We start from the raw sequence: 22,200 nt of genomic DNA on the forward strand, positions 1-22,200 counted from the left end.
TGGGATGTACTAGCATTGGCAGAGATGGTGAAAGCCGCATGATCCTGGCAACGTCACGAGAGGCAGCATGACGCGCGCGATGACAACCGAAGCTCCTCTGCCCACGCTCAAAAACCCGGATCCCAAGACGCTCGCCGAGGAAGTCTTGCAAGCCCTCAAATACAGGGTCGGCAAGGGCACCAACGTTGCAACCCAGTACGATTGGCTCACCGCCTCAATCAAGGTTGTACGCGACCGCATAGTCGATCACTGGATGCAGGCGACCCAAGAGGCCTACGCCCAGCAGGAAAAGCGCGTCTACTATTTGTCGCTGGAATTCCTCATCGGCCGCCTGATGCGCGATGCCTTCTCCAATCTCGGCCTGATGGACAATATGCGCGAGGCGCTGTCGTCGCTTGGCGTCGACCTCGACATCATTGCTGCGCTCGAACCGGACGCTGCCCTTGGCAATGGCGGTCTTGGCCGGCTCGCCGCCTGCTTCATGGAAAGCATGGCGACCGTCAATATCCCCGCGCATGGCTACGGCATCCGCTACGCCAACGGCATGTTTCGGCAGGAGATCCATGACGGCTGGCAGGTGGAGCTGCCCGAGACGTGGCTCGATCACGGCAATCCCTGGGAGTTCGAGCGCCGCGAACGCTCCTTCGAGGTCGGCTTCGGCGGCTCGGTGGAATCGGTCACGTCGAAGGACGGCCGGCTCGAGCGCCACGTCTGGAAGCCGACCGAACATGTTCTGGCCGTTGCCTATGATACGCCGGTGGTTGGCTGGCGGGCCAACCGCGTCAACACGCTGCGTCTGTGGTCCGGCATGCCGGTCGACCCGATCCTGCTCGACAAGTTCAACGCCGGCGATCACATCGGCGCGCTCGCCGAAAGCAACAAGGCCGATGCGTTGTCGCGCGTCCTTTACCCGGCCGATTCCCACAAGGCCGGCCAGGAGCTGCGGCTCAGGCAGGAGTATTTCTTCTCCACCGCCTCGCTGCAGGACATCGTCCAGCGTCATCTCAGCCAGTATGGCGACCTGCAATCGCTGCCCGACAAGGCGGCGATCCATCTCAACGACACCCATCCTGCGATCGCCGTAGCCGAGCTGATGCGCCTGTTGATGGATGTCCACGGCATGGATTTCGACCAGGCCTGGAGTATCACCAAGCGCACCTTCGGCTACACCAACCACACGCTGCTTCCCGAAGCGCTGGAAAGCTGGCCCGTGCCGCTGTTCGAGCGGCTGTTGCCGCGCCACATGCAGATCGTCTACGCCATCAACGCCGAGGTGCTGCTCGAGGCGCGCGCCTCCGACCAGTTCTCGGACGAGCAGATCAGCCGCATCTCGCTGATCCAGGAAAATGGCGATCGCCGCGTGCGCATGGGCAATCTGGCCTTTGTCGGCTCGCACTCGATCAACGGCGTCTCTGCCCTGCACACGGAATTGATGAAGGAGACGGTGTTTGCCGACCTCCACAGGCTCTACCCGGATCGCATCAACAACAAGACCAACGGGATCACACCGCGGCGCTGGCTGATACAGTGCAATCCCGGCCTCACTGCACTCACCCGAGAGGCGATTGGCGACGGCTTCCTCGACGACATCGACGAGATAAAGCGGCTTGATCCTTTCGCCGAGGACGCCGCCTTCCGCGACAAGTTCGCCGCCGTCAAACGGGCGAACAAGGCGAGGCTTGCCAAGCTCGTTGCCGACCGGCTCGGCATCAAGGTCGACCCATCGGCGCTGTTCGACATCCAGGTCAAGCGCATCCACGAATATAAGCGCCAGCTCTTGAACATTCTCGAAGCGGTCGCGCTTTACGACCAGATCCGCTCGCATCCGGAGCGCGACTGGATGCCTCGCGTCAAATTCTTCGGCGGCAAGGCGGCGCCCAGCTATCACAACGCCAAGCTGATCATCAAACTTGCCAATGACGTCGCCCGGGTCATCAACCGCGACCCGGCGGTGCGCGGTTTGCTGAAAGTGGTGTTCGTGCCGAACTACAATGTCAGCCTTGCCGAGATCATGATGCCGGCCGCCGATCTTTCGGAGCAGATATCGACCGCCGGCATGGAAGCGTCCGGCACCGGCAACATGAAGTTCGCGCTGAACGGCGCGCTGACCATCGGCACGCTCGACGGCGCCAATGTCGAGATCAAGGAATGCGTGGGCGACGACAATATCTTCATCTTCGGCCTGACCACCGATGAGGTCGCCGAGCGACGCAACAATGGTTACGATCCGCGCGCTGTGATCGAGGGATCGCCTGAATTGGCGCAGGCGCTGGCCGCGGTTTCATCCGGAGTCTTTTCACCTGACGATCCGGACCGTTATCGCGACCTGATCAACGGTCTTTACCAGAGCGACTGGTTCATGGTCGCCGCGGATTTCGATGCCTACGCCGCCACCCAGCGCGACGTCGATACCGTCTGGCGCAACAGCCCGGATTGGTACGCCAGAGCCATCCGCAATGTCGCGCGCGTCGGCTGGTTCTCGTCCGACCGCACGATCCGCCAATATGCGAAAGACATCTGGCACGTGCCCGCCTGATGTGATTGCATGAGACCAGGAACAATGTGGCCCTAGTGGAGTGATTTGACCCTCGCATCCCTTGGAGGGTAAGGCGGCATGCGAATGTCGAATTCAAAACTCCACTAGAAACATACACTTGGTGCCCGGGGAGGGTCACTGCCTGATGAGCAAGCCGCGCGCGACCGTTGCGACAAGCGGGCCGGACGGACTGGCGCCAGCCGGCGATGTCGCGGCGATTGTCGCCGGCACGCACGGCGATCCGTTTGCCGTGCTTGGCGTGCATGAGGCGGGAAAGGGCTTTGTCGCCCGCTGCTTCGTCCCTCATGCCGAGTTCGTCACCGCCTATACGCTGACCGGCAAGAAGGCCGGCGAGCTGTCGAGACGCGACGACCGCGGTTTCTTCGAAGGCAAACTGTCGCTGCGCAAACGCCAGCCGCTGCGCTATCATGCAAGGAATTCCGGCGGTGACTGGTGGCTGACCGATCCATATTCCTTCGGCCCCGTGCTCGGCCCGATGGACGATTATTACATCGCCGAAGGATCGCATCTCAGGCTGTTCGACAAGCTCGGCGCCCATCTCATCGACCATGAAGGTGCATCGGGTGTGCATTTTGCGGTGTGGGCGCCCAATGCAAGGCGCGTCTCGGTGGTCGGCGACTTCAACGAGTGGGACGGCCGCAGGCATACCATGCGCGTCCGCCGCGACACCGGCATCTGGGAGCTGTTCATTCCCGACATCGGCGCTGGCCGCCCATATAAGTATGAAATCATCGGGCCGGATGGCGTGAGATTGCCGCTCAAAGCCGATCCGTTCGCCTTCAAGTCCGAACTGCGCCCGGCCACCGCCTCGGTGACGGCACTGCCGCCGGCGCATGAATGGGGTGACGAGGCGCACCGGAACTACTGGCGCAATGCCGACCACAGGCGCGAAGCCGTATCGATCTACGAGGTCCATGCCGGGTCATGGCGGCTTCACGACGACGGCAGCTTCCTGTCGTGGGATGAGCTCGCCGACAGGCTGATCCCTTACGTGGTCGAGACCGGTTTTACCCACATCGAATTCATGCCGATCTCCGAACATCCTTATGACCCGTCCTGGGGCTACCAGACGACGGGCCTTTATGCGCCGAGTGCCCGCTTTGGCGATCCGGACGGTTTTGCCCGCTTCGTCGACGGCGCCCACCGTGCAGGCATCGGCGTCATCCTCGACTGGGTGCCGGCGCATTTCCCGGTTGACGAACACGGTCTGGCAAAGTTCGACGGCACCGCGCTCTACGAACATGCCGATCCGCGCAAGGGCTTCCATCCCGACTGGAACACAGCGATCTACAATTTCGGCCGCCGCGAAGTGATTTCGTTCCTGGTCAACAATGCGCTGTTCTGGGCCGAGAAATATCACGTCGACGGACTGCGCGTCGATGCGGTCGCCTCGATGCTTTATCTCGATTATTCGCGCAAGGCCGGTGAATGGATTCCCAACGAGAAGGGCGGGCGGGAGAACCTCGAAGCGGTCAGCTTCCTGCAGCGTATGAACAAGGAGGTCTACGGCCACCATCCAGGTGTGATGACCATCGCCGAGGAATCGACCTCGTGGCCGAAAGTCTCGCAGCCGGTGCATGAAGGCGGACTGGGCTTCGGTTTCAAATGGAACATGGGCTTCATGCATGACACTTTGGAGTATTTCTCCAAGGAGCCGATCTTCCGCAAGCATCACCACAACGACATCACCTTCGGTCTGGTCTACGCCTTCAGCGAGAATTTCGTGCTGCCGCTGTCCCATGACGAAGTGGTGCACGGCAAGGGCACGCTGCTCAACAAGATGGCCGGCGACGACTGGCAGAAATTCGCGACGTTGCGCGCCTATTACGCCTTCATGTGGGGTTATCCCGGCAAGAAGCTGTTGTTCATGGGCCAGGAGTTCGCACAGCGCCGCGAGTGGAGCGAGGGGCGCGCGCTCGACTGGAACCTGCTCGATTTCCGGCTCCACCGCGGCGTCTGGCAGACGGTGCGCGATCTCAACTATCTCTACCGCTCGCGCCCCGCGCTGCATGCCCGCGACTGCGAGCCGGAGGGCTTTTCCTGGCTGATCGTCGACGACAGCGCGAACTCAGTATTTGCCTGGCTGCGCAGCGCGCCGGGCGGCAACCCGGTCGCGGTCATTTCCAACTTCACGCCGGTGCCGCGCGACAATTACCGCGTGCCGTTGCCGCACGCCGGAAAATGGCGCGAGATCATCAACACCGATGCCACGGATTATGGCGGTTCCGGCAAGGGCAATAGCGGCGGCGTCGAGGCTCAGGCGGAAGGAGGAGGCATTTCGGCGACGATGCTTTTGCCGCCGCTGTCGACGATCATGCTCGAATTCGTCCCGGACTGAGCTATGTCCTTGAACGAATAATGTGGGAGGATAAGAATGGCTGAAATAAAACGAACCCAGCCGCTGGCACGCGACGCCATGGCTTATGTGCTGGCCGGCGGCCGCGGCAGCCGGCTCAAGGAACTGACCGACCGCCGCGCCAAGCCGGCGGTCTATTTCGGCGGCAAGACGCGCATCATCGATTTCGCGCTCTCCAACGCGCTCAATTCCGGTATCCGCCGCCTCGGCGTCGCCACCCAGTACAAGGCGCATTCGCTGATCCGCCATTTGCAGCGCGGCTGGAACTTCCTGCGGCCCGAGCGCAACGAGAGCTTCGACATCCTGCCGGCCAGCCAGCGCGTCTCGGAAACGCAATGGTATGAGGGCACCGCCGATGCCGTCTACCAGAACATCGACATCATCGAGGCCTACGGGCCGGAATACATGGTCATCCTTGCCGGCGACCACATCTACAAGATGGACTACGAGCTGATGCTTCGCCAGCATGTCGAGGCTGGCGCCGATGTCACCGTCGGCTGCCTCGAAGTGCCGCGCATGGAAGCCACCGGCTTCGGCGTCATGCATGTCGACACCAAGGACACCATCATCTCCTTCATCGAAAAGCCCGCCGATCCGCCCGGCATTCCCGACAAACCGGATTTTGCGCTGGCCTCGATGGGCATCTATGTGTTCAAGACCAAGTTCCTGATGGAGCAATTGCGTCGCGATGCGGCGGAGCCCGGCTCGAGCCGCGACTTCGGCAAGGATATCATCCCCTACATCGTCGAGCACGGAAAGGCGATCGCCCATCGTTTCGCCAAATCCTGCGTGCGCTCGACCGCCGAGAACGAGGCCTATTGGCGCGACGTCGGCACGGTCGACGCCTATTGGGAAGCCAATATCGACCTGACCGACATCACGCCGGAACTCGACCTCTACGACCGCGACTGGCCGATCTGGACCTATGCCGAATTGAAGCCGCCGGCAAAGTTCGTCCATGACGAGGATGGCCGCCGCGGGTCGGCCGTCTCGTCTCTCGTCTCGGGCGATTGCATCGTCTCGGGCGCTTCGCTGAAGCGAAGCCTGATCTTCACCGGCGCGCGCATCAATTCCTATTCGACGCTGGAGGAGGTCGTCATGCTGCCCGACGTTCATGTCGGCCGCAACGCCAGGCTGAAGCGCGTGGTCATCGATCACGGCGTCAGGATCCCGGAGGGGCTGGTGGTCGGCGAGGATCCCGTCCTCGACGCCAAGCGTTTCCGCGTTTCGGAAAAAGGCATCTGCCTGGTCACGCAGGACATGGTCAACAGGCTGGGATCGTAGTGCATGCAGGTTCTGTCGGTGACGCCCGAGATCTTTCCGCTGGTCAAGACCGGCGGGCTCGCCGACGTAACCGGCGCCTTGCCCGTGGCATTGGCCGGCAACGGCGTCACCATGCGCACGCTCGTCCCCGGCTATCCCCAGGTGATGGACGCCTTCAGGAAAAAGAAGGCGGTTCAACAATATCCGCTGCTGCACGGCGGCAAGGCTTCAGTGCATGCCGTCCAGATCGCCGGGCTCGACCTGTTCGTGCTCGACGCGCCGCATCTTTTCGACCGTCCCGGCGGCCCATACGGCAATGCGACCGGCGCCGACTGGCCGGACAATTGGCGGCGGTTCGCGGCGTTGAGCCGGGTCGGCGGCGACATCGCCGGCGGCGCTATCTCGGGCTACCTGCCCGATATCGTCCATGCCCATGACTGGCAGTCGGCAATGACGCTCGCCTACATGCGCTACGGCAAGGCGGTCGGCACGCCGTCGATGATCACCGTGCACAACCTCGCCTTCCAGGGCCAGTTCGGCGCCGGCATCTTTGGCGAGCTTGGCCTGCCGGCGGCGGCGATGGCGCTTGACGGCGTCGAATACTATGGCGGCGTCGGCTTCCTCAAGGCCGGCCTGCAGGCCGCTTGGGCGATCACCACGGTCAGCCCGACCTATGCGCAGGAGATCCGCTTGCCCGAATTCGGCATGGGCCTCGACGGGCTGATCAACATGCGCTCCGTCGATCTCCATGGCATCGTCAACGGCATCGATACCGAGATCTGGAACCCGGAAACCGACAAGCATCTGGTTTCCAACTACACGGCAAAGACGCTCAAGGCGCGGATGCCCAACAAGGCCGCGGTCGAGGATCGCTTCAACCTCGATCGCGACGACAGCCCGATCGTTTGCGTCGTCAGCCGGCTGACCTGGCAAAAGGGCATGGACATATTGGCGGCGGCCGTCGACGGTATCGTCGCGGCAGGTGCGCGGCTGGCGATCCTCGGCTCCGGCGACGCCGGCCTCGAAGGCGCATTGCTTGCCGCCGCAGCCCGCCATCGCGGCCGCATTGGCGTAGTCGTCGGCTATGACGAGGGGCTCTCCCACACTATGCAGGGCGGCTGCGACGCCATTATCATCCCGTCGCGCTTCGAGCCTTGCGGGCTGACGCAGCTTTACGGGCTGCGCTATGGCTGCGTGCCGGTCGTCGCGCGCACCGGCGGCCTTGCCGACACGGTCATCGATGCCAACGAAGCCGCCATTTCGGCCGGCGTGGCGACCGGCTTCCAGTTTGCGCCCGCCAATGCCGGCGCCCTGCTGCATGCCATCCGCCGCCTTGTCGAGGCGCATGCCAACCCCACGGTCTGGACGTCGATGCAGCGGCAAGGCATGAAGGCCGATGTGTCGTGGGACAAAAGCGCCGAAAAATATGTCGAACTCTATCGCTTGCTGCTTTCGAAAAGGGCTGCCTGACGCATGATCCGCACTGTCGCTACCAAACCCTATACCGACCAGAAGCCCGGCACCTCCGGGCTGCGCAAGAAAGTCCCGGTGTTCCAGCAGGAGCACTATGCCGAGAACTTCATCCAGTCGATCTTCGACGCGCTGGAAGGGTTCGAGGGCAAAACCCTGGTGATCGGCGGTGACGGCCGCTTCTATAACCGCGAGGTCATCCAGAAGGCCATCGCCATGGCCGCGGCAAACGGCTTCGGCAAGGTGATGGTCGGGCAGGGCGGTATATTGTCGACACCTGCCGCTTCGCATGTCATCCGCAAATACAAGACCTTCGGCGGCATCATCCTGTCGGCCAGCCACAATCCGGGCGGCCCGCATGAGGATTTTGGCATCAAGTACAATGCCGGCAATGGCGGCCCGGCACCGGAAAAGCTGACCGACGCGATCTTCGCCAGGACCAAGGCTATCTCGAGCTTCAAGATCGCCGATATCGGACCGGTCGACATCGATACGATCGGCACGGTCAAGACGGGGGACATGACCGTCGAGATCATCGATCCGGTCGCCGATTATGCCGAACTGATGGAAAGCCTGTTCGATTTCGACGCCTTGCGGGCGCTGTTCAAATCAGGCTTCCGCATGCGCTTCGATGCCATGCATGCGGTGACCGGTCCCTATGCCAAGGAGATCCTCGAAAACCGGCTCGGTGCGCCCAACGGCACCGCCCGTAATTTCATCCCGCTGCCGGATTTCGGCGGCCACCATCCCGATCCCAATCTGGTCCACGCAAAACACCTCTATGACGAGATGATGGGACCGGACGCGCCCGATTTCGGCGCCGCCTCCGACGGCGACGGCGACCGCAACCTGATCATCGGCAAGGGCATTTTCATCACCCCATCGGATTCAGTGGCCATGCTCGCCGCCAATGCCCATCTGGCGCCGGGCTACAAGGCGGGGCTGAAAGGCATCGCCCGCTCGATGCCGACCAGCGGTGCTGCCGACCGGGTCGCCGAAAAACTCGGCATCGGCATCTATGAAACGCCGACCGGCTGGAAGTTCTTCGGCAATTTGCTCGATGCCGGCATGGCGACGATCTGCGGCGAGGAGAGTGCGGGGACCGGCTCCAACCATGTCCGCGAAAAGGACGGCCTGTGGGCTGTGCTTTTATGGCTCAACATCCTTGCCGTGCGCGGCGAAAGCGCCAAGCAGATCGTCACCCAGCATTGGGCGGCCTATGGCCGTAACTATTATTCGCGCCACGACTACGAGGAGGTCGAGATTGATCGTGCCAACGCGCTTGTCGACGAGCTGCGCGCCAAGCTCGGCTCGCTGCCTGGCACCAGCGTGCGCGGCATGACGATCGCCAGCGCCGATGATTTCGCCTATCACGATCCGGTCGACGGCTCGGTCAGCAAGAACCAGGGCATCAGGGTGTTGTTCGAAGGCGGCTCACGCGTCGTCTTCCGCCTGTCCGGCACCGGCACCTCGGGCGCGACGCTGCGGCTTTATGTCGAGCGCTACGAGCCGGACAAGAACCGCCACGATCTCGACACCCAGGAGGCGCTTGCCGATCTGATCGCGGCGGCCGACGACATTGCCGGGATTCGCAGCCATACCGGCCGCGCCAAACCGAGCGTCATCACCTGATGTCGTCGGGACTATCCGCCGGCTATCGTCCGCGATTTGGCGGGCTTGCCGGGGAGGGCGGCATCCGCTTCGCCGCATGGTCCTCGTTGGCTCGGCGCATCTGGGTTTCGATTTTCGACGAACACGGCAACCGCGAAATCGACCGGCTGGAACTCCAGTCGGAAGGCGAGGGCGTCCACGCACTTTTTGTTGCCGGTCTCGCCGCCGGCACCCGATACGGGTTCCGTGCCGATGGCGACTACGCGCCGGAACACGGTCTCTGGTTCGATCCCGACAAGCTGCTGGCCGATCCGTATGCCGTCGAGATCGACAGGCCCTATGCCTATGACGGCCGGCTAGCCGCGCGCCGGGGCGAGGGGGCCGACACGGCGCCGCTGATGCCGAAAGCCATCGCCGGCGCCTTGCCGGAACCCTTGCCCGCCTTGCCGCCGCTGTTTCGGCCCGGCGGCCTCATCTACGAAGTGCCGGTACGCGCGTTCACAAAGCTGCATAAGGACATTCCCGAGAAGCAACGCGGCACCATTGGAGCGCTCGCTCACCCCCTCGTTGTCGAGCATCTGCAAAAACTCGGCGTGGCAGCCATTGAGTTGATGCCGGTGACTGCATCGATCGACGAACGGCATTTACCGCCGCTCGGTCTGCGCAACGCCTGGGGTTATAATCCCGTGACCTTCATGGCGCTCGATCCGCGACTGGCGCCCGGCGGTCTGGCCGAGTTGCGCGGAACGGTCGCCGCGCTGCGCGAGGCCGGCATCGGCACCATTCTCGACCTGGTGTTCAACCACACCGGCGAAAGCGACCGGCTCGGCCCGACATTGTCGCTGCGCGGGCTCGACAATCGCGCCTATTACCGGCACGAGGCCGACGGCGCTCTGGTCAATGACACCGGAACCGGCAATACGCTCGCCTGCGAGCATCCGGTCGTCCGGGAAATGGTCCTCGACACGCTTCGCCACTTTGTCCAGCGCGCCGGTGTCGACGGATTCCGCTTCGACCTGGCGCCGATCCTCGGCCGCGTCGACGGCGTTTTCGACGCCGATGCGCCGCTGCTGAACGCCATTCGCAAAGATCCTGTTCTTGGCGACCGGGTGCTGATCGCCGAGCCTTGGGATATCGGACCGGATGGCTATCAGCTCGGCAATTTTCCGCCACCCTTCCTCGAATGGAACGACATATGCCGTGACGATATCCGCCGTTTCTGGCGCGGCGACGGCGGCATGATCGGTGCCTTGGCGACGCGGCTTGCCGGTTCGTCCGATGCCTTTGCCAAACCAGGCCAGACAACGAGCCGCAGCATCAACTTCATCGCCGCGCATGACGGCATGACGCTGGCCGATATCGTTGCCTATGAGCACAAGCATAATGAGGCCAATGGCGAAAAGAACCGCGATGGCCACGACGACAACCTGTCCTGGAACAATGGCCTCGAGGGCGAGACCGGCGACCAGTCAATCGTTACGGCCCGTTTCGATGACCAGTGCGCGCTGCTGGCGACGCTCTTTGCCTCGCGCGGCACGATCATGCTGACGGCCGGCGACGAGTTCGGCCGCACGCAGCGCGGCAACAACAACGCCTACGCGCAGGACAATGACATCACCTGGCTCGACTGGGCCGGGCGCGACCGGGCACTGGAGCTGTACACGGTTCTGCTCGCCAAGATGCGTCGTGCCGTGCCGGCGCTTTTGGACACAACATTCCTGACCGGAGAACCGCCTGCGGGCTCGGAAATCCCAGACGTAGCCTGGCTGACGGAAACCGGCATGCCGCTCGACGAGGCCGCCTGGCACGATGCCAGGCGGCACCGGCTGGTCCTGGTTCTCGGGAGCGGTGAGAACAGTCGCCTTGCGGTGATCATCAACGGCGACCGCCGGGCCTGCATGTTCACGCTGCCGGAACGGGCGGGTTTTCTTTGGCGCCCAGCTATCGAACCGGATAGTAGCTATATCTCGCGGCCGGTGCCTGGGCGAACGGTCCTGTTCATGATCGAAAGCAGGACAGCGCGGGCGGGCGCAGGGGAGAGCCATGATGGCTGACAATGCCGAATGGTGGCGCGGCTGCGTCATCTATCAGATCTACCCGCGCTCCTTCCAGGATACGACAGGCGACGGCAGCGGCGATCTCCGCGGCATCACCTCGAGGCTGGCCCATGTCGCATCGCTGGGTGTCGACGCGGTGTGGCTGTCGCCTTTCTTCAAGTCGCCAATGGCCGATATGGGCTACGACGTTTCGGATTACTGCGCCGTCGATCCGATGTTCGGCACATCAGAGGATTTCGACGCGCTGGTTGCCGAGGCACACCGGCTCGGCCTGAAGGTGATCATCGATCAAGTCTTGTCGCATTCGTCGGATCGGCACGAATGGTTCGTCGAAAGCCGCACGAGCCGCGACAACCCCAAGGCCGACTGGTACGTCTGGGCCGATGCGAAGCCCGACGGCACCGCCCCCAACAACTGGCTGTCGCTTTTCGGCGGCCCGGCCTGGGAATGGGACGCAACGCGCAGGCAATATTACCTGCACAATTTCCTTGCCTCGCAGCCGGACCTGAATTTCCACAACCCGCAGGTGCAGGACGCCTTGCTGGAAACGGTGCGGTTCTGGCTCGAGCGCGGCGTCGACGGTTTCCGGCTGGATACGGTCAACTATTACATCCACGACCGCTGGCTGCGCAGCAACCCGCCTTTGGCGGAAAGCGTCGCCGGCACCAATACGGCACCCAGCCCCTATCTCTATCAGGAGCATCTGTTCGACAAGAGCCAGCCGGAAAACCTTGCTTTCCTCAGGCGCTTCCGGGCCTTGCTTGACGAATATGAAGGCCGCGTCGCTGTCGGCGAGATTGGCGACGAAACGCGTTCCTTGCAGACGCTCGCCGCCTATACCGGCGGTGGCGACAAGCTCCAAATGTCCTACACGTTCGACCTGCTCGGCCCGCAATTCTCGGCGTCGCATGTGCGTGGCTGTGTCGAGGCCTTCGAGAGTAAGGTATTCGACGGCTGGGTTTGCTGGGCGTTCTCCAACCACGATGTCGTGCGCCATGTCAGTCGATGGACAAGGCCGGGCGGCGATCCGGACAGGGTGGCGAAATTCTCGATCGTGCTGCTTTCTTGCCTGCGCGGATCGATCTGCCTCTACCAGGGCGAAGAACTCGGGCTGGAGGAGGCCGAACCGGCGTTCGAGGATTTGCGCGATCCCTTCGGCATCCGCTTCTGGCCGGCAATCAAGGGACGGGATGGGTGCCGAACGCCGATGGTCTGGGAGGCTGGCGCCGACAATGCCGGCTTTTCGACCGGCAAGCCGTGGCTTCCGGTCCCGGCAAGCCATCGCGCCCAGGCGGTCGACGTCCAGGACGGCGAGCAAACCTCCGTCCTGGCGAGCTACCGGGCGATGCTGGCCTTGCGCAAGCAGCATCCGGCGCTGGTTCGAGGCTCGATCCGGTTCCTCGATGCCGAAGGCGACGTCCTTGCTTTCATTCGCGAAGGCGATGACGAAAAGCTGCTCTGTGTCTTCAATTTCGCCGACGAGCCGGCCGGCTGGCAATTGCCACCGGATCTGGAAGCGATAGAGCCGATAGACCTTGGCGGTGCTGCCGGCGTCTTGCAGGAAAGAACTCTGTCGCTGCCGCCGCTGGGCTGCTTCCTCGGCCGGATCGGCTGAGCTCTATTTCATTATCTCATTGAACGAGCACGGAGCGCCCGCAAGTCGCGCCGACAACCCGCACATCGGCCTCGCCGACATGCACGCCGACAGCTGCAAGCACGTTATAGACCAGTTCGTCGACCGGCGCCGTCACGCCGTTCAGAACCGTTACCACCGCCGGCTTAACCGTTCCGAGCAGGGCCGTCACGTCCAGCCCGAGGCCCAGTGCGTTGACCGGGAGCGAGAGGCCGCTGACCAGCGATGTCGTGAGTGATTGCGTCAGGTTTTTTGTGGCGACAGTTTTTATCGTCTTGTTTGCGATATCGGTGCTGTCGAACGTCAATGCGGTCGGATCGTTGTTGGTGATGGCAAGTGATGACGAACCCTTCACATCGAGCAGATTGAGGGTGAGCAGCAGAAGCTTTACGCTTACCTGTGCAATCGTGGCATCGGAGAACGATTGCGGATTGCTGAAATCGGCGAAAGCCGATGGGTTGTTGTCGGCGTCGCTGGTGGCAAGGTGCAGCGAGGCCACGCCAGGCTGCGCGGCGATCGAGACCTTGATGCTATCGGGCCGGCCCGTCGGGCAGCTGATGTCGGTTAGCTTGGCTTCCGCATAGGCGACTTCGACATGCAGAGGCAGGTTGACGGACAGCAGGCTGATGCCGCCGCCGAGATTGGAATTGCCGATGCCCACTGTGGTGACCAGCTTGATGCGCGTCTGCGCGGTGCGCACCACGGTGCCTTTTTCCCCGACGGCCAGCCAGGGTGAATATTGCATTGGCTCACCGATGGCGATGGCGAGCGTGGTGGAGGTAAGTCCCGGAATAGTGGCGCCGAGATCGACCTGGACCTGGTTTGAGCCATTGGCCAGCGAGGCGGCGGCACCCAGCATGCCCATCGCGCTTGCGTCGACGGAAAAGCCGGGAGACTTTTGTCCGAGGCCGAGCTTACCGATCGAGCCAAGATCGATAAGATGACTGAGGGGTATCTTGACCGTGTTGGTGGCCCTCGACGCGATCGTCTGCAGCACAAGTTTGCTGGCGCTGCCCGACCCGGACGCATTGGCCATGGCGGTCGCGATCTGGCCTACCGTCGCTTTTGACGCCAGCACGTCGGAATAGCTGACACCTGTCAGTTGCAACTGTACGGCAAGGGCATCGACGAACGAAAGCACGTTTACATCGGCCGAGATCAGCGCGTTGTAGTCCATGACGCTGAGCGAAATGTTGGCGCCCAGCAACTTGCTGAGAAGCGCGTTGAGGATGCCGCCATTGACGCTGAGGAGCCTGGACCCGACCGAGAACATCGCTTGCGGGGTCACGCTGGCAATGGCTTCGGTGCCGACAACCGGAGTAGGGATGAGCGAACTGGCGAAATACCGGGCGGGGATTTTTTGCAGAGTGACGCGAACGGCGTTGTAAGGCGTTTTACCGGCTTCGAAGCGCTTGTCGACGCCAACGGAGGACGCCGCTGAGTATCGGCCGCCGGTGACCGACACGACGGTTTTGCCAACCGTGGGAACCATTGTCTGACCTGCCTTTTGAACAATGATGCCGGGCATTCGGTTGTCACTGAGCGTGGTTACCGCCGCGGCTTCCATATTGTTGATGTTCGACGCCGCGGTGATCGCCGCCAGATCGGTCATCGCCTGGGCTTCCCTGCGCTCCGTGTAGATCGAACCTTCGTCGACAGCGAAGGCCGCCAGCCCCAGCGCGAATGGCGCTGTCAGCGCCGTCATGACGGCAAAGTTCGCCTTCTTGTCGCCAACCATCGAGCGAGCGATCCGCCCGATGCTCCTCAGCAAGAACTGCGACATTTCAAATGCCTCCAATCCTGATGGTAGATCTGCGCGACATCGTGGTTTGCGGCATCGCAAGGCTTGGTAACAGGTTCCAGATCGGCAGGTTGCTGGCATCGTACTGGATCGACACGACGAACTGATTTCCGTCGGCCGTGCTGTCCGTCGCCTGATAGGTCAGCTTGCCGGAATCGACGAACGGGTATCCACTGGCATTGTTTTTGACGAAACTCGCCACCAGCGCCTGGCGCTCGGTTTGATTCAATCCGGCAATTGCGGTGCGGGCGGCATCGGCGGCGATTTGCTGCAAGGAGTTGCTTGCACCAAAATAGATACCATATGCAACCATTCCGAGCAAAAGAAGGATAAAGATTGGGGAAAGCAGGGCGAACTCGACCGCGGAAGTTCCGGACTCTTCTCCAATTTTGCGTAGATTCGTCCGTACGTGGCGCAATATTTTACGCTTCAATGCGACAGTATTACTGTCTATCTTGTTCATTGCCCTTGCCCGTTGGAACCCAAGGTCGATGTGCCGATTCCATCGAAATTTGTAACCCTTGGTTGCCTAAGAACCAATTAATACAATCCGGTAAACTGAAATGATCGGCCAGATTATTTCCCAGATCGGCGTTCTGGCCGGGAAACCCAGTCAAACTCATGGTTTCGACCATTGATTGGCCGCCCGCAAAACGACTGCCCCGGCCCCCTTACTTTGGGTGACCCCGAGAGTCTGTTGAAATAAAAAATCTCCACGTTACTGTTTGGCCACCAGCTGCCGGAGAGGGAACCGGCTGCGCGCTCGAAAGGAACCAACCAATCGGTTTCGGGGCGTCAACACTTGGAGACGTGGCTGAAGGGCGACGTCATTAGGGAGAACTCCATGCTGAAACATGTGCTGAAGGCGACGGTACTCGCCACGACCATGGTCTTGGCCGCCGGTACGTTCTACACGCCGGCTTTCGCCGAAACCGTCTACAACCGCGGAGCCGCCGCCGAAGCGGAGACGCTCGATCCGCACAAGACCTCGACGGTCTACGAAGCCGATATCATACGCGACCTGTTCCAGGGCCTCGTGATGCATGACCAGAAGACGAATCTCATTCCAGGCGCCGCCGAAAGCTGGACGGTGTCCGACGACGGCACCGTCTACACCTTCAAGCTGCGCAAGGACGGCCTCTGGTCGGATGGCAGCCCGGTGACGGCGGACGACTTCGTTTATTCGTTCCGTCGGCTTGAAGATCCGGCCACCGCAGCCGAATACGCTTCCATGCTCTATCCTGTGAAGGGTGCCGAGGAAGTCAACACCAAGAAGGGCAAGCCGGAGGATATGGGCGTCAAGGCGATTGATGCAACTACCCTCGAAGTCACGCTCAAGGCGCCAACGCCTTACTTTCTGGAGATGCTGACCCATCAGGCGACCTATCCAGTTAACAAGGCGTCTATCGAAAAGCTTGGCGCCGACTGGATCAAGGCAGGCAAGCTGGTCTCCAACGGGGCCTTTACAGCGGCGGAGTGGATTCCCAACGACCATCTGAAGCTGGTCAAGAATCCGAAATTCTGGGACGCCGCCAGCGTCAAGTTCGACGTGGTCAACTACATCCCGACCGAGGATCGCTCGTCCGCGATGAAGCGCTTCGAGGCCGGCGAATTCGACAGTTACGGTGACCTGCCGACCGAACAGCTCGCCGATCTCAAGACCAAATTCGGCGACCAGGTCCGTGTCGGGCCATATCTCGGCATCTACTATTACGCGATCAAGACCGACAAGGCGCCTTGGGACAACGTCGAACTGCGCAACGCTATCTCGATGGCGATCGATCGCGACTTCCTCGCTGAAAAAGTCTGGCAGAATTCGATGCTGCCCGGCTATTCGATGGTCCCTCCGGGTATCCAGGGCTACACGCCGGCACTGGCCAAATACGCCGACATGCCGCAGATCGACCGCGAGGACGCTGCCAAGAAGATCCTCGAGAAACTCGGCTATACACCCGAGCATCCGTTGAAGATGCAGATCCGCTACAACACCTCGGAAAACCACAAGAACACCGCTGTCGCCATCCAGGAACAGTTGAAGCCGCTTGGCGTCGAGGTCACGCTGCTCAACACCGACACCAAGACCCACTACTCCTTCCTCGAGCAGAAGGGCGACTACGATGTGGCGCGTGCCGCCTGGATCGCCGATTACAAGGACCCGGAAACCTTCCTCGGCATATCTCGCAAGGCCAGCGGCAACAATTATTCGAGCTATAACAGCCCGAAATTCGAGGCGGCCATGGACAAGGCCGCCGCCGCCGGCGGCAAGCCCGAACAGCGCATGAAGGAACTCGCCGAGGCCGAGCGCATCCTCGTCGACGACGTCGGCGAGATCCCGCTTCTCTACTACAGCTACCACGACATCGTTTCCTCGAAGCTGCACGGCTTCGACGACAATGTGATGGACATCCATCCGTCCCGCTTCATCAGCAAGGACTGATCCCTTAGCCAGGCCGCCGCGCGACTCAATGCGCGGCGGCGCCGGTTTGCCATCGCATCGGCCCGGGAACCGGATTCGATTTTCGACAATGTCGGTGCGAAGATTTGAAGGCTAGAGCGCAATCGTCCAGCCGGACGCGCGCTGCTCTGGATCAAGCGGGGCATCGATGCTGCGATTCGTTTTCCGGCGGCTCCTGACCGCCATCCCGACGCTGTTCGTCATCGTGACTATAGCGTTCTTTCTGATACGCGTCGCGCCGGGCGGCCCGTTCAACCAGGAGCGGGGCCTGAGCCCCGAGATCAGGGCCAATCTCGAAGCCCAGTTCGGGCTCAACGACCCGCTCTGGCTGCAGTACCTCCATTATTTAGGCAATCTTCTGCGCGGCAATTTCGGCCCCAGCTACAACATGCCGGATTTCACCGTCGGCGAGTTGTTCAGGGAAGGCCTGCCGATCTCGATCCAACTTGGCGCTTCGGCGCTCGTTCTGGCGCTGCTCCTCGGCAGCGTGCTCGGCACTGTTGCCGCGCTCAACCAGAACAAGCTTGCCGACTATTCTGTGATCGCGCTGGCGACCGCCGGCAGCACCATACCAACCTTCGTCATCGCCCCGATAATCCAGCTTGTATTCGGATTGACCTGGAAGCTGCTGCCGATCGGCGGCTGGGGCGACGGAGCCCTCATCAACAAGGTCGGCCCGGTACTGACGCTCGCTCTGCCGCAGATCGCCATCGTTGCCCGCCTGATGCGCGGCTCGATGATCGAATCGCTGCACTCGCATCACATCCGCACCGCGCGCGCTCTCGGCCTGTCCGACTGGTCAGTCGTCGTCAAGCATGCGCTGCGCGGCGCCATCCTGCCGATCGTCTCCTTCACCGGTCCGGCAGCCGCGGCCCTTCTCACTGGCTCGATTATTGTCGAGACCATCTTCTCTATCCCGGGCATCGGCCGCCATTTTGTCGTTGCTGCGCTCAACCGTGACTACACACTGGTGATGGGGACAGTGGTGGTGATCGCGCTCTTCACAATTGTCTTCAACCTGATCGTCGACGTCCTCTACGGGGTCGTCGATCCGAGGGTGCGCTATGACTGATATCGCAGTAGCCGCACCGGTCGTCGGCCGATCCCTGTGGGGTGACGCCTGGGCGCGCCTCAAGGCCAATCGCGCAGCCATGCTCAGCCTCTATTATCTTGCCTTCATCGCCGTCATCAGCGTGTTTGGGCCCTCTTTCGTGCCGCACCAATACACCACCATCTATGGCGATTACGTCCGTACGCCGCCGAGCTTCTCCGCCTATCCGAAGGCCGACATGATCGAAGGCGCTCTCGACGAGGCGATCAGGCGCATGCGCGCCGAAATCAAGGAGTGGCGGCAGGAGGGCAGCCGTGTGTTCGTTACCGTAAAATCGTCCAAGCCGATCGACGACCGCAACATTCGCTACCTTGATCGTTCCGATACCTTTGATGACACAAAGATCGAGAGCAAATCGCCGGACGGTCTCGAAATGGTGATGAGTGCCTCGATCAAGCAGCAATATTTCCTGTTCGGCACCGACAATACCGGCCGCGATCTCTTGTCCCGAACGCTGATGGCCGGGCGCATATCGCTGGCCATCGGCCTGCTTGCCGGCATCGTAGCCGTGGTCATCGGCGTGCTCTACGGCGCCACCGCCGGCCTTGCCGGCGGCAGGGTCGACGAGGTGATGATGCGTGTCGTCGACGTGCTCTATTCTTTGCCGTTCATCTTCTTCGTCATCATGCTGGTGGTGTTCTTCGGCAGGAACTTCGTGCTGATGTTCCTGGCCGTCGGCGCGGTGCTGTGGCTCGATATGGCGCGCATCGTGCGCGGACAGGCGCTGTCGATCCGCCGGCAGGAATATGTCCAGGCGGCGGAGGCGATGGGCGTCGGCCAGCGCGGCATTCTGCTGCGCCATGTGATCCCCAATTTGCTCGGGCCGGTGGTGATCTACATGACGCTGCTCGTGCCGCAGGTCATCATCCTGGAGAGTTTTTTGTCGTTCCTCGGGCTCGGCGTCCAGGAGCCGATGACCAGCTGGGGCGTGCTGATTTCGGTCGGCGCCCAGAACATCGGCTCGGCCAACTGGCTGCTTCTGTTCCCGGCCTTCTTTCTCGTCTCCACGCTGTTCGCGCTGAACTTCGTCGGCGATGGGCTGCGCGACGCGCTCGACCCGAAGGATCGTTGAGATGGCTGCTTCCGAAACCATCCTCAGCGTCAAGGACCTTTGCGTCCGCTTCCGCACCCTCGACGGTGTGGTGGAGGCGGTGAAGGGCATCAACATCCACGTCAAATCAGGCGAAACCGTCGCCGTCGTCGGCGAATCCGGTTCCGGCAAGAGCCAGACGATGATGGCGGCGATGAGCCTGCTCGCCTCGAACGGCGAAGCCACCGGCACCGTCGATTATCGCGGCCGCAATCTTTTGACGCTGGGCAAGCCAGAGCTCAACAAGATCCGCGGCCGCAAGATCAGCATGATCTTCCAGGAGCCGATGACTTCGCTCGACCCGCTCTATTCGATCGGCAACCAGCTGATCGAGCCGATCCGCAAGCATCGCGGACTTGGCGCCGCCGCGGCGCGCGAGGAGGCGCTCAAGCTGCTGCGGCTGGTCCATATTCCCGATCCGGAGCGGCGGATGAAATCCTATCCGCACGAGTTGTCGGGCGGCCAGCGCCAGCGCGTAATGATCGCCATGGCGCTGGCCAACGATCCCGACATACTGATCGCCGACGAGCCGACGACCGCGCTCGACGTCACCATCCAGGCGCAGATCCTCATGCTGCTCGCCGAACTGCAGCGCAAGCTCGGCATGGCGATCGTCTTCATCACCCACGATCTCGGCATCGTCAGGCGCTTTGCCGACCGGGTCTATGTGATGCGCTATGGCGAGGTGGTCGAGGAGGGCGAGGCGGAAGCAATCTTCGCCAACCCGCAGCACGGCTACACCAAGATGCTGCTTGCCGCCGAACCGACCGGCACCAAGGCGCCGCCGCCTCCGAATGCCCCTGTCCTGCTTGAAGGCAGGAACGTCGAGGTGACCTTCAAGATCGGCGGCGGATTTCTTGGCGGCGAGCCGCTGCTGCTGCGCGCCGTCGATCGCATTTCGATACGGCTGAAGCGCAACCAGACGATCGGCATCGTCGGCGAATCCGGATCGGGAAAATCGACGCTCGGCCGCGCCTTGCTGCGGCTCCTGCCCAGCGACGGTATCATCCGGCTTGGTGACCGCGACATTTCCCACGCCGACCGCCAGGCGATGCGGCCGCTGCGGCGCGAATTGCAGCTGGTTTTCCAGGATCCGTTCGGCTCGCTGTCGCCACGCATGACCGTCGGCCAGATCATCACCGAGGGGCTTCTGGTCCATGAGCCCAATCTGTCGGGCAGGCAGCGCGATCTCCGCGCGGTCGATGCCTTGCTCGAAGTCGGGCTCGACCCGAACACGCGCAACCGCTATCCGCATGAATTCTCCGGCGGTCAGCGGCAGCGCATCGCCATTGCGCGCGCCATGATACTGAAGCCGAAAGTGGTGGTGCTGGACGAGCCGACCTCGGCGCTGGACCGCTCCGTGCAGAAGCAGATCGTCGAATTGCTGCGCAAGCTGCAGGCCGACCACGAGCTGTCCTATCTGTTCATCAGCCACGATCTCGCCGTCGTGCGCGCCATGGCCGACTACATCATCGTTATGAAACAGGGCAAGATCGTCGAGGAGGGGCCGGCCGAGGCGATCTTCAGCAATCCGCAGGCAACCTACACACAGACACTGATGGCCGCGGCCATCGATGTCACGCGATTTCGCCTGAGCGCATAGCCTTGCTGGCGATCCGCCACATGTCGACGTCGCACAGCACAGGCCACATGGCGCGGGTATAGCGAAGCACATTCGGGGTGACATCGTGGCCGAGCCCGGCTTCCACGCGGCAGGTGCGGAACGCCTTCTCGATGCGCTTTGTCGGTTCGCCCAGGCTGTCATGGACGACCGGCCCGCAGTCGCAATCGATACGCTTCCAGCGGCGCATATGGGCGATCAGCCGTGACGGCAGTCGCGTCGGCGGACGCCATTTCTTGCTTTTTTTCGCGTGCTGATCTTTGCAATAGAGCACGCCGCGGCCTAGGTCCGGCCAAGCTTCTGCGGCCTCGCCATCCCAATTGAGTTGCAGGATTGAACGATGTCTGCAGCCAGTGTAGAGCCCCACAATGATAAAGCGGCAGAGATGAGCATACTGACCGTGCTTCCGGCGCAGCCGCAATGCCGCGCGCAGCAGTCCCGCTGCTTCCTCGCGCGTCAGCCAGCGCTCGCGCGCTGCTGGTTTGTCTGGCAAGGTGACGGACGGCTTCGGATCGAGACCGTATTCCTTGGCCCAAAAGTTGATCGCCGAGCGGAGGTCCTCAAGATCGCGACGCGGGCCTGATGTAAAGTCCTTGTCTCGCCACGCCGGGAGTAACGCACGGCGGGTCTCCATCGCCGCAGCGTTGAGCTTGGCGATTCGCTCACGCTCTACCCGATTGCGCTCGCGCGAACGGTGCTCGACATAGGCGCGGCAGCGATCTCCATTGATGCTGGCGACCGGCTCGGTGACGAAGAATTCGTTCAGAAAACGCATCCTGGCGAGAAATTCCTTGCGACCGGCAATCTTGGCCTGGCGTGCTTCGGCATAGGCGGCGAGGATGTCACCGACAGTCAGGCGGCGGGCATCGGCCCTGGAGATCGGGGGCTGATATTTGCCGGCGGCGGCAGGCCCGAGTTGAGGGCGCAGCATACCTGAAGCGCTAGACGCTGCTGCCGTGCGGGCATGATGATGGGTCATCACGATGGTCCCCTTTTTTGCTCCGAAGTTGTTCGTCCTGCGGATGGGGATCGTTAGAAGAGGCAACAAGACCGGCTTTGCAACAAGCAAAATGGGCGATAGTGCTGTGAGATGCAAAGACTTGCGAAATGCGGCGGAGGAATCGCACCGGCTTGGCTTTCGCGCCGGACGATAGGTTTTGGTGAGTTCCCGGAGG

General features: G+C 62.0%; 14 protein-coding genes. 11 read left to right on the top strand and 3 right to left on the bottom strand.

Features of this window, described 5'->3' with window-relative positions; all coding sequences use genetic code 11:
* The first annotated feature begins 67 nt into the window (after positions 1–67).
* The 7 genes from NKJ23_RS07700 to bglA all read left to right on the top strand — a co-directional run bounded on the left by NKJ23_RS07700 (position 68) and on the right by bglA (position 12,929).
* Positions 68–2,536, top strand: coding sequence for a glycogen/starch/alpha-glucan phosphorylase (locus NKJ23_RS07700; protein WP_352679642.1), 2,469 nt, complete (start codon positions 68–70; stop codon positions 2,534–2,536).
* A gap of 145 nt (positions 2,537–2,681) precedes the next feature.
* On the top strand, positions 2,682–4,895 hold the full coding sequence (gene glgB, locus NKJ23_RS07705) for a 1,4-alpha-glucan branching protein GlgB (RefSeq protein WP_352679645.1): 2,214 nt from the start codon (positions 2,682–2,684) through the stop codon (positions 4,893–4,895).
* Positions 4,896–4,931: 36 nt separating this feature from the next.
* Positions 4,932–6,197, top strand: coding sequence for a glucose-1-phosphate adenylyltransferase (glgC, locus tag NKJ23_RS07710; RefSeq protein WP_352525595.1), 1,266 nt, complete (start codon positions 4,932–4,934; stop codon positions 6,195–6,197).
* Between the two features lie 3 nt (positions 6,198–6,200).
* Positions 6,201–7,646, top strand: a complete 1,446-nt coding sequence (gene glgA, locus NKJ23_RS07715; protein ID WP_352679648.1) for a glycogen synthase GlgA — start codon at positions 6,201–6,203, stop codon at positions 7,644–7,646.
* 3 nt (positions 7,647–7,649) lie between these two features.
* Positions 7,650–9,278: an alpha-D-glucose phosphate-specific phosphoglucomutase gene (locus tag NKJ23_RS07720; RefSeq protein WP_352679651.1), complete on the top strand. Its 1,629-nt coding sequence runs from the start codon at positions 7,650–7,652 to the stop codon at positions 9,276–9,278.
* The gene (gene glgX, locus NKJ23_RS07725) at positions 9,278–11,311 is read left to right on the top strand and encodes a glycogen debranching protein GlgX (RefSeq protein WP_352679654.1); all 2,034 of its coding nucleotides are present in this window, start codon (positions 9,278–9,280) and stop codon (positions 11,309–11,311) included. The genes NKJ23_RS07720 and glgX overlap by 1 nt, the downstream gene beginning before the upstream one ends.
* Positions 11,301–12,929 carry a beta-galactosidase BglA gene (bglA, locus tag NKJ23_RS07730; RefSeq protein WP_352679657.1) on the top strand — a complete coding sequence of 543 codons (1,629 nt, stop codon included), beginning with the start codon at positions 11,301–11,303 and terminating at the stop codon, positions 12,927–12,929. Before glgX ends, bglA begins: the two co-directional genes overlap by 11 nt.
* Positions 12,930–12,945: 16 nt before the next feature.
* Here bglA and NKJ23_RS07735 read toward each other — a convergent pair whose 3' ends face one another.
* Positions 12,946–14,730, bottom strand: coding sequence for a pilus assembly protein TadG-related protein (locus tag NKJ23_RS07735; RefSeq protein ID WP_352679659.1), 1,785 nt, complete (start codon positions 14,728–14,730; stop codon positions 12,946–12,948).
* Position 14,731: 1 nt separating this feature from the next.
* A complete protein-coding gene (locus NKJ23_RS07740) occupies positions 14,732–15,211 on the bottom strand; it encodes a TadE family protein (protein ID WP_352645782.1) in 480 nt (159 codons plus the stop codon).
* Positions 15,212–15,592: 381 nt separating this feature from the next.
* On the opposite strand from NKJ23_RS07740, the gene NKJ23_RS07745 reads away from it, so the two are divergent.
* The 4 genes from NKJ23_RS07745 to NKJ23_RS07760 all read left to right on the top strand — a co-directional run bounded on the left by NKJ23_RS07745 (position 15,593) and on the right by NKJ23_RS07760 (position 21,007).
* Positions 15,593–17,185, top strand: coding sequence for a peptide ABC transporter substrate-binding protein (locus NKJ23_RS07745; protein ID WP_352679662.1), 1,593 nt, complete (start codon positions 15,593–15,595; stop codon positions 17,183–17,185).
* 166 nt (positions 17,186–17,351) lie between these two features.
* Entirely contained in the window at positions 17,352–18,275 is a 924-nt protein-coding gene (locus NKJ23_RS07750; protein ID WP_352679665.1) for an ABC transporter permease subunit, read from the top strand.
* Entirely contained in the window at positions 18,268–19,386 is a 1,119-nt protein-coding gene (locus NKJ23_RS07755) for an ABC transporter permease (RefSeq protein ID WP_352679668.1), read from the top strand. Before NKJ23_RS07750 ends, NKJ23_RS07755 begins: the two co-directional genes overlap by 8 nt.
* A gap of 1 nt (position 19,387) precedes the next feature.
* Positions 19,388–21,007: an ABC transporter ATP-binding protein gene (locus tag NKJ23_RS07760; RefSeq protein ID WP_352679671.1), complete on the top strand. Its 1,620-nt coding sequence runs from the start codon at positions 19,388–19,390 to the stop codon at positions 21,005–21,007.
* Here NKJ23_RS07760 and NKJ23_RS07765 read toward each other — a convergent pair.
* Entirely contained in the window at positions 20,982–22,004 is a 1,023-nt protein-coding gene (locus NKJ23_RS07765) for a site-specific integrase (protein WP_352679674.1), read from the bottom strand. The two genes, NKJ23_RS07760 and NKJ23_RS07765, sit on opposite strands and share 26 nt — an antisense overlap.
* Positions 22,005–22,200: the final 196 nt, after the last annotated feature.

It is taken from the genome of Mesorhizobium sp. M0184 (assembly GCF_040322215.1).
Classification (GTDB): Bacteria; Pseudomonadota; Alphaproteobacteria; order Rhizobiales; family Rhizobiaceae; genus Mesorhizobium.

Excerpts from the sequence above, each read along its gene's own strand:
- NKJ23_RS07745 (WP_352679662.1), top strand. The coding sequence starts at position 15,593 with ATGCTGAAACATGTGCTGAAGGCGACGGTACTCGCCACGACCATGGTC.
- NKJ23_RS07765 (WP_352679674.1), bottom strand. The coding sequence starts at position 22,004 with ATGACCCATCATCATGCCCGCACGGCAGCAGCGTCTAGCGCTTCAGGT.
- glgC (WP_352525595.1), top strand. The coding sequence starts at position 4,932 with ATGGCTGAAATAAAACGAACCCAGCCGCTGGCACGCGACGCCATGGCT.
- bglA (WP_352679657.1), top strand. The coding sequence starts at position 11,301 with ATGATGGCTGACAATGCCGAATGGTGGCGCGGCTGCGTCATCTATCAG.
- glgB (WP_352679645.1), top strand. The coding sequence starts at position 2,682 with ATGAGCAAGCCGCGCGCGACCGTTGCGACAAGCGGGCCGGACGGACTG.
- NKJ23_RS07700 (WP_352679642.1), top strand. The coding sequence starts at position 68 with ATGACGCGCGCGATGACAACCGAAGCTCCTCTGCCCACGCTCAAAAAC.
- NKJ23_RS07750 (WP_352679665.1), top strand. The coding sequence starts at position 17,352 with ATGCTGCGATTCGTTTTCCGGCGGCTCCTGACCGCCATCCCGACGCTG.
- glgX (WP_352679654.1), top strand. The coding sequence starts at position 9,278 with ATGTCGTCGGGACTATCCGCCGGCTATCGTCCGCGATTTGGCGGGCTT.
- NKJ23_RS07760 (WP_352679671.1), top strand. The coding sequence starts at position 19,388 with ATGGCTGCTTCCGAAACCATCCTCAGCGTCAAGGACCTTTGCGTCCGC.
- glgA (WP_352679648.1), top strand. The coding sequence starts at position 6,201 with ATGCAGGTTCTGTCGGTGACGCCCGAGATCTTTCCGCTGGTCAAGACC.
- NKJ23_RS07755 (WP_352679668.1), top strand. The coding sequence starts at position 18,268 with ATGACTGATATCGCAGTAGCCGCACCGGTCGTCGGCCGATCCCTGTGG.
- NKJ23_RS07735 (WP_352679659.1), bottom strand. The coding sequence starts at position 14,730 with ATGTCGCAGTTCTTGCTGAGGAGCATCGGGCGGATCGCTCGCTCGATG.
- NKJ23_RS07720 (WP_352679651.1), top strand. The coding sequence starts at position 7,650 with ATGATCCGCACTGTCGCTACCAAACCCTATACCGACCAGAAGCCCGGC.
- NKJ23_RS07740 (WP_352645782.1), bottom strand. The coding sequence starts at position 15,211 with ATGAACAAGATAGACAGTAATACTGTCGCATTGAAGCGTAAAATATTG.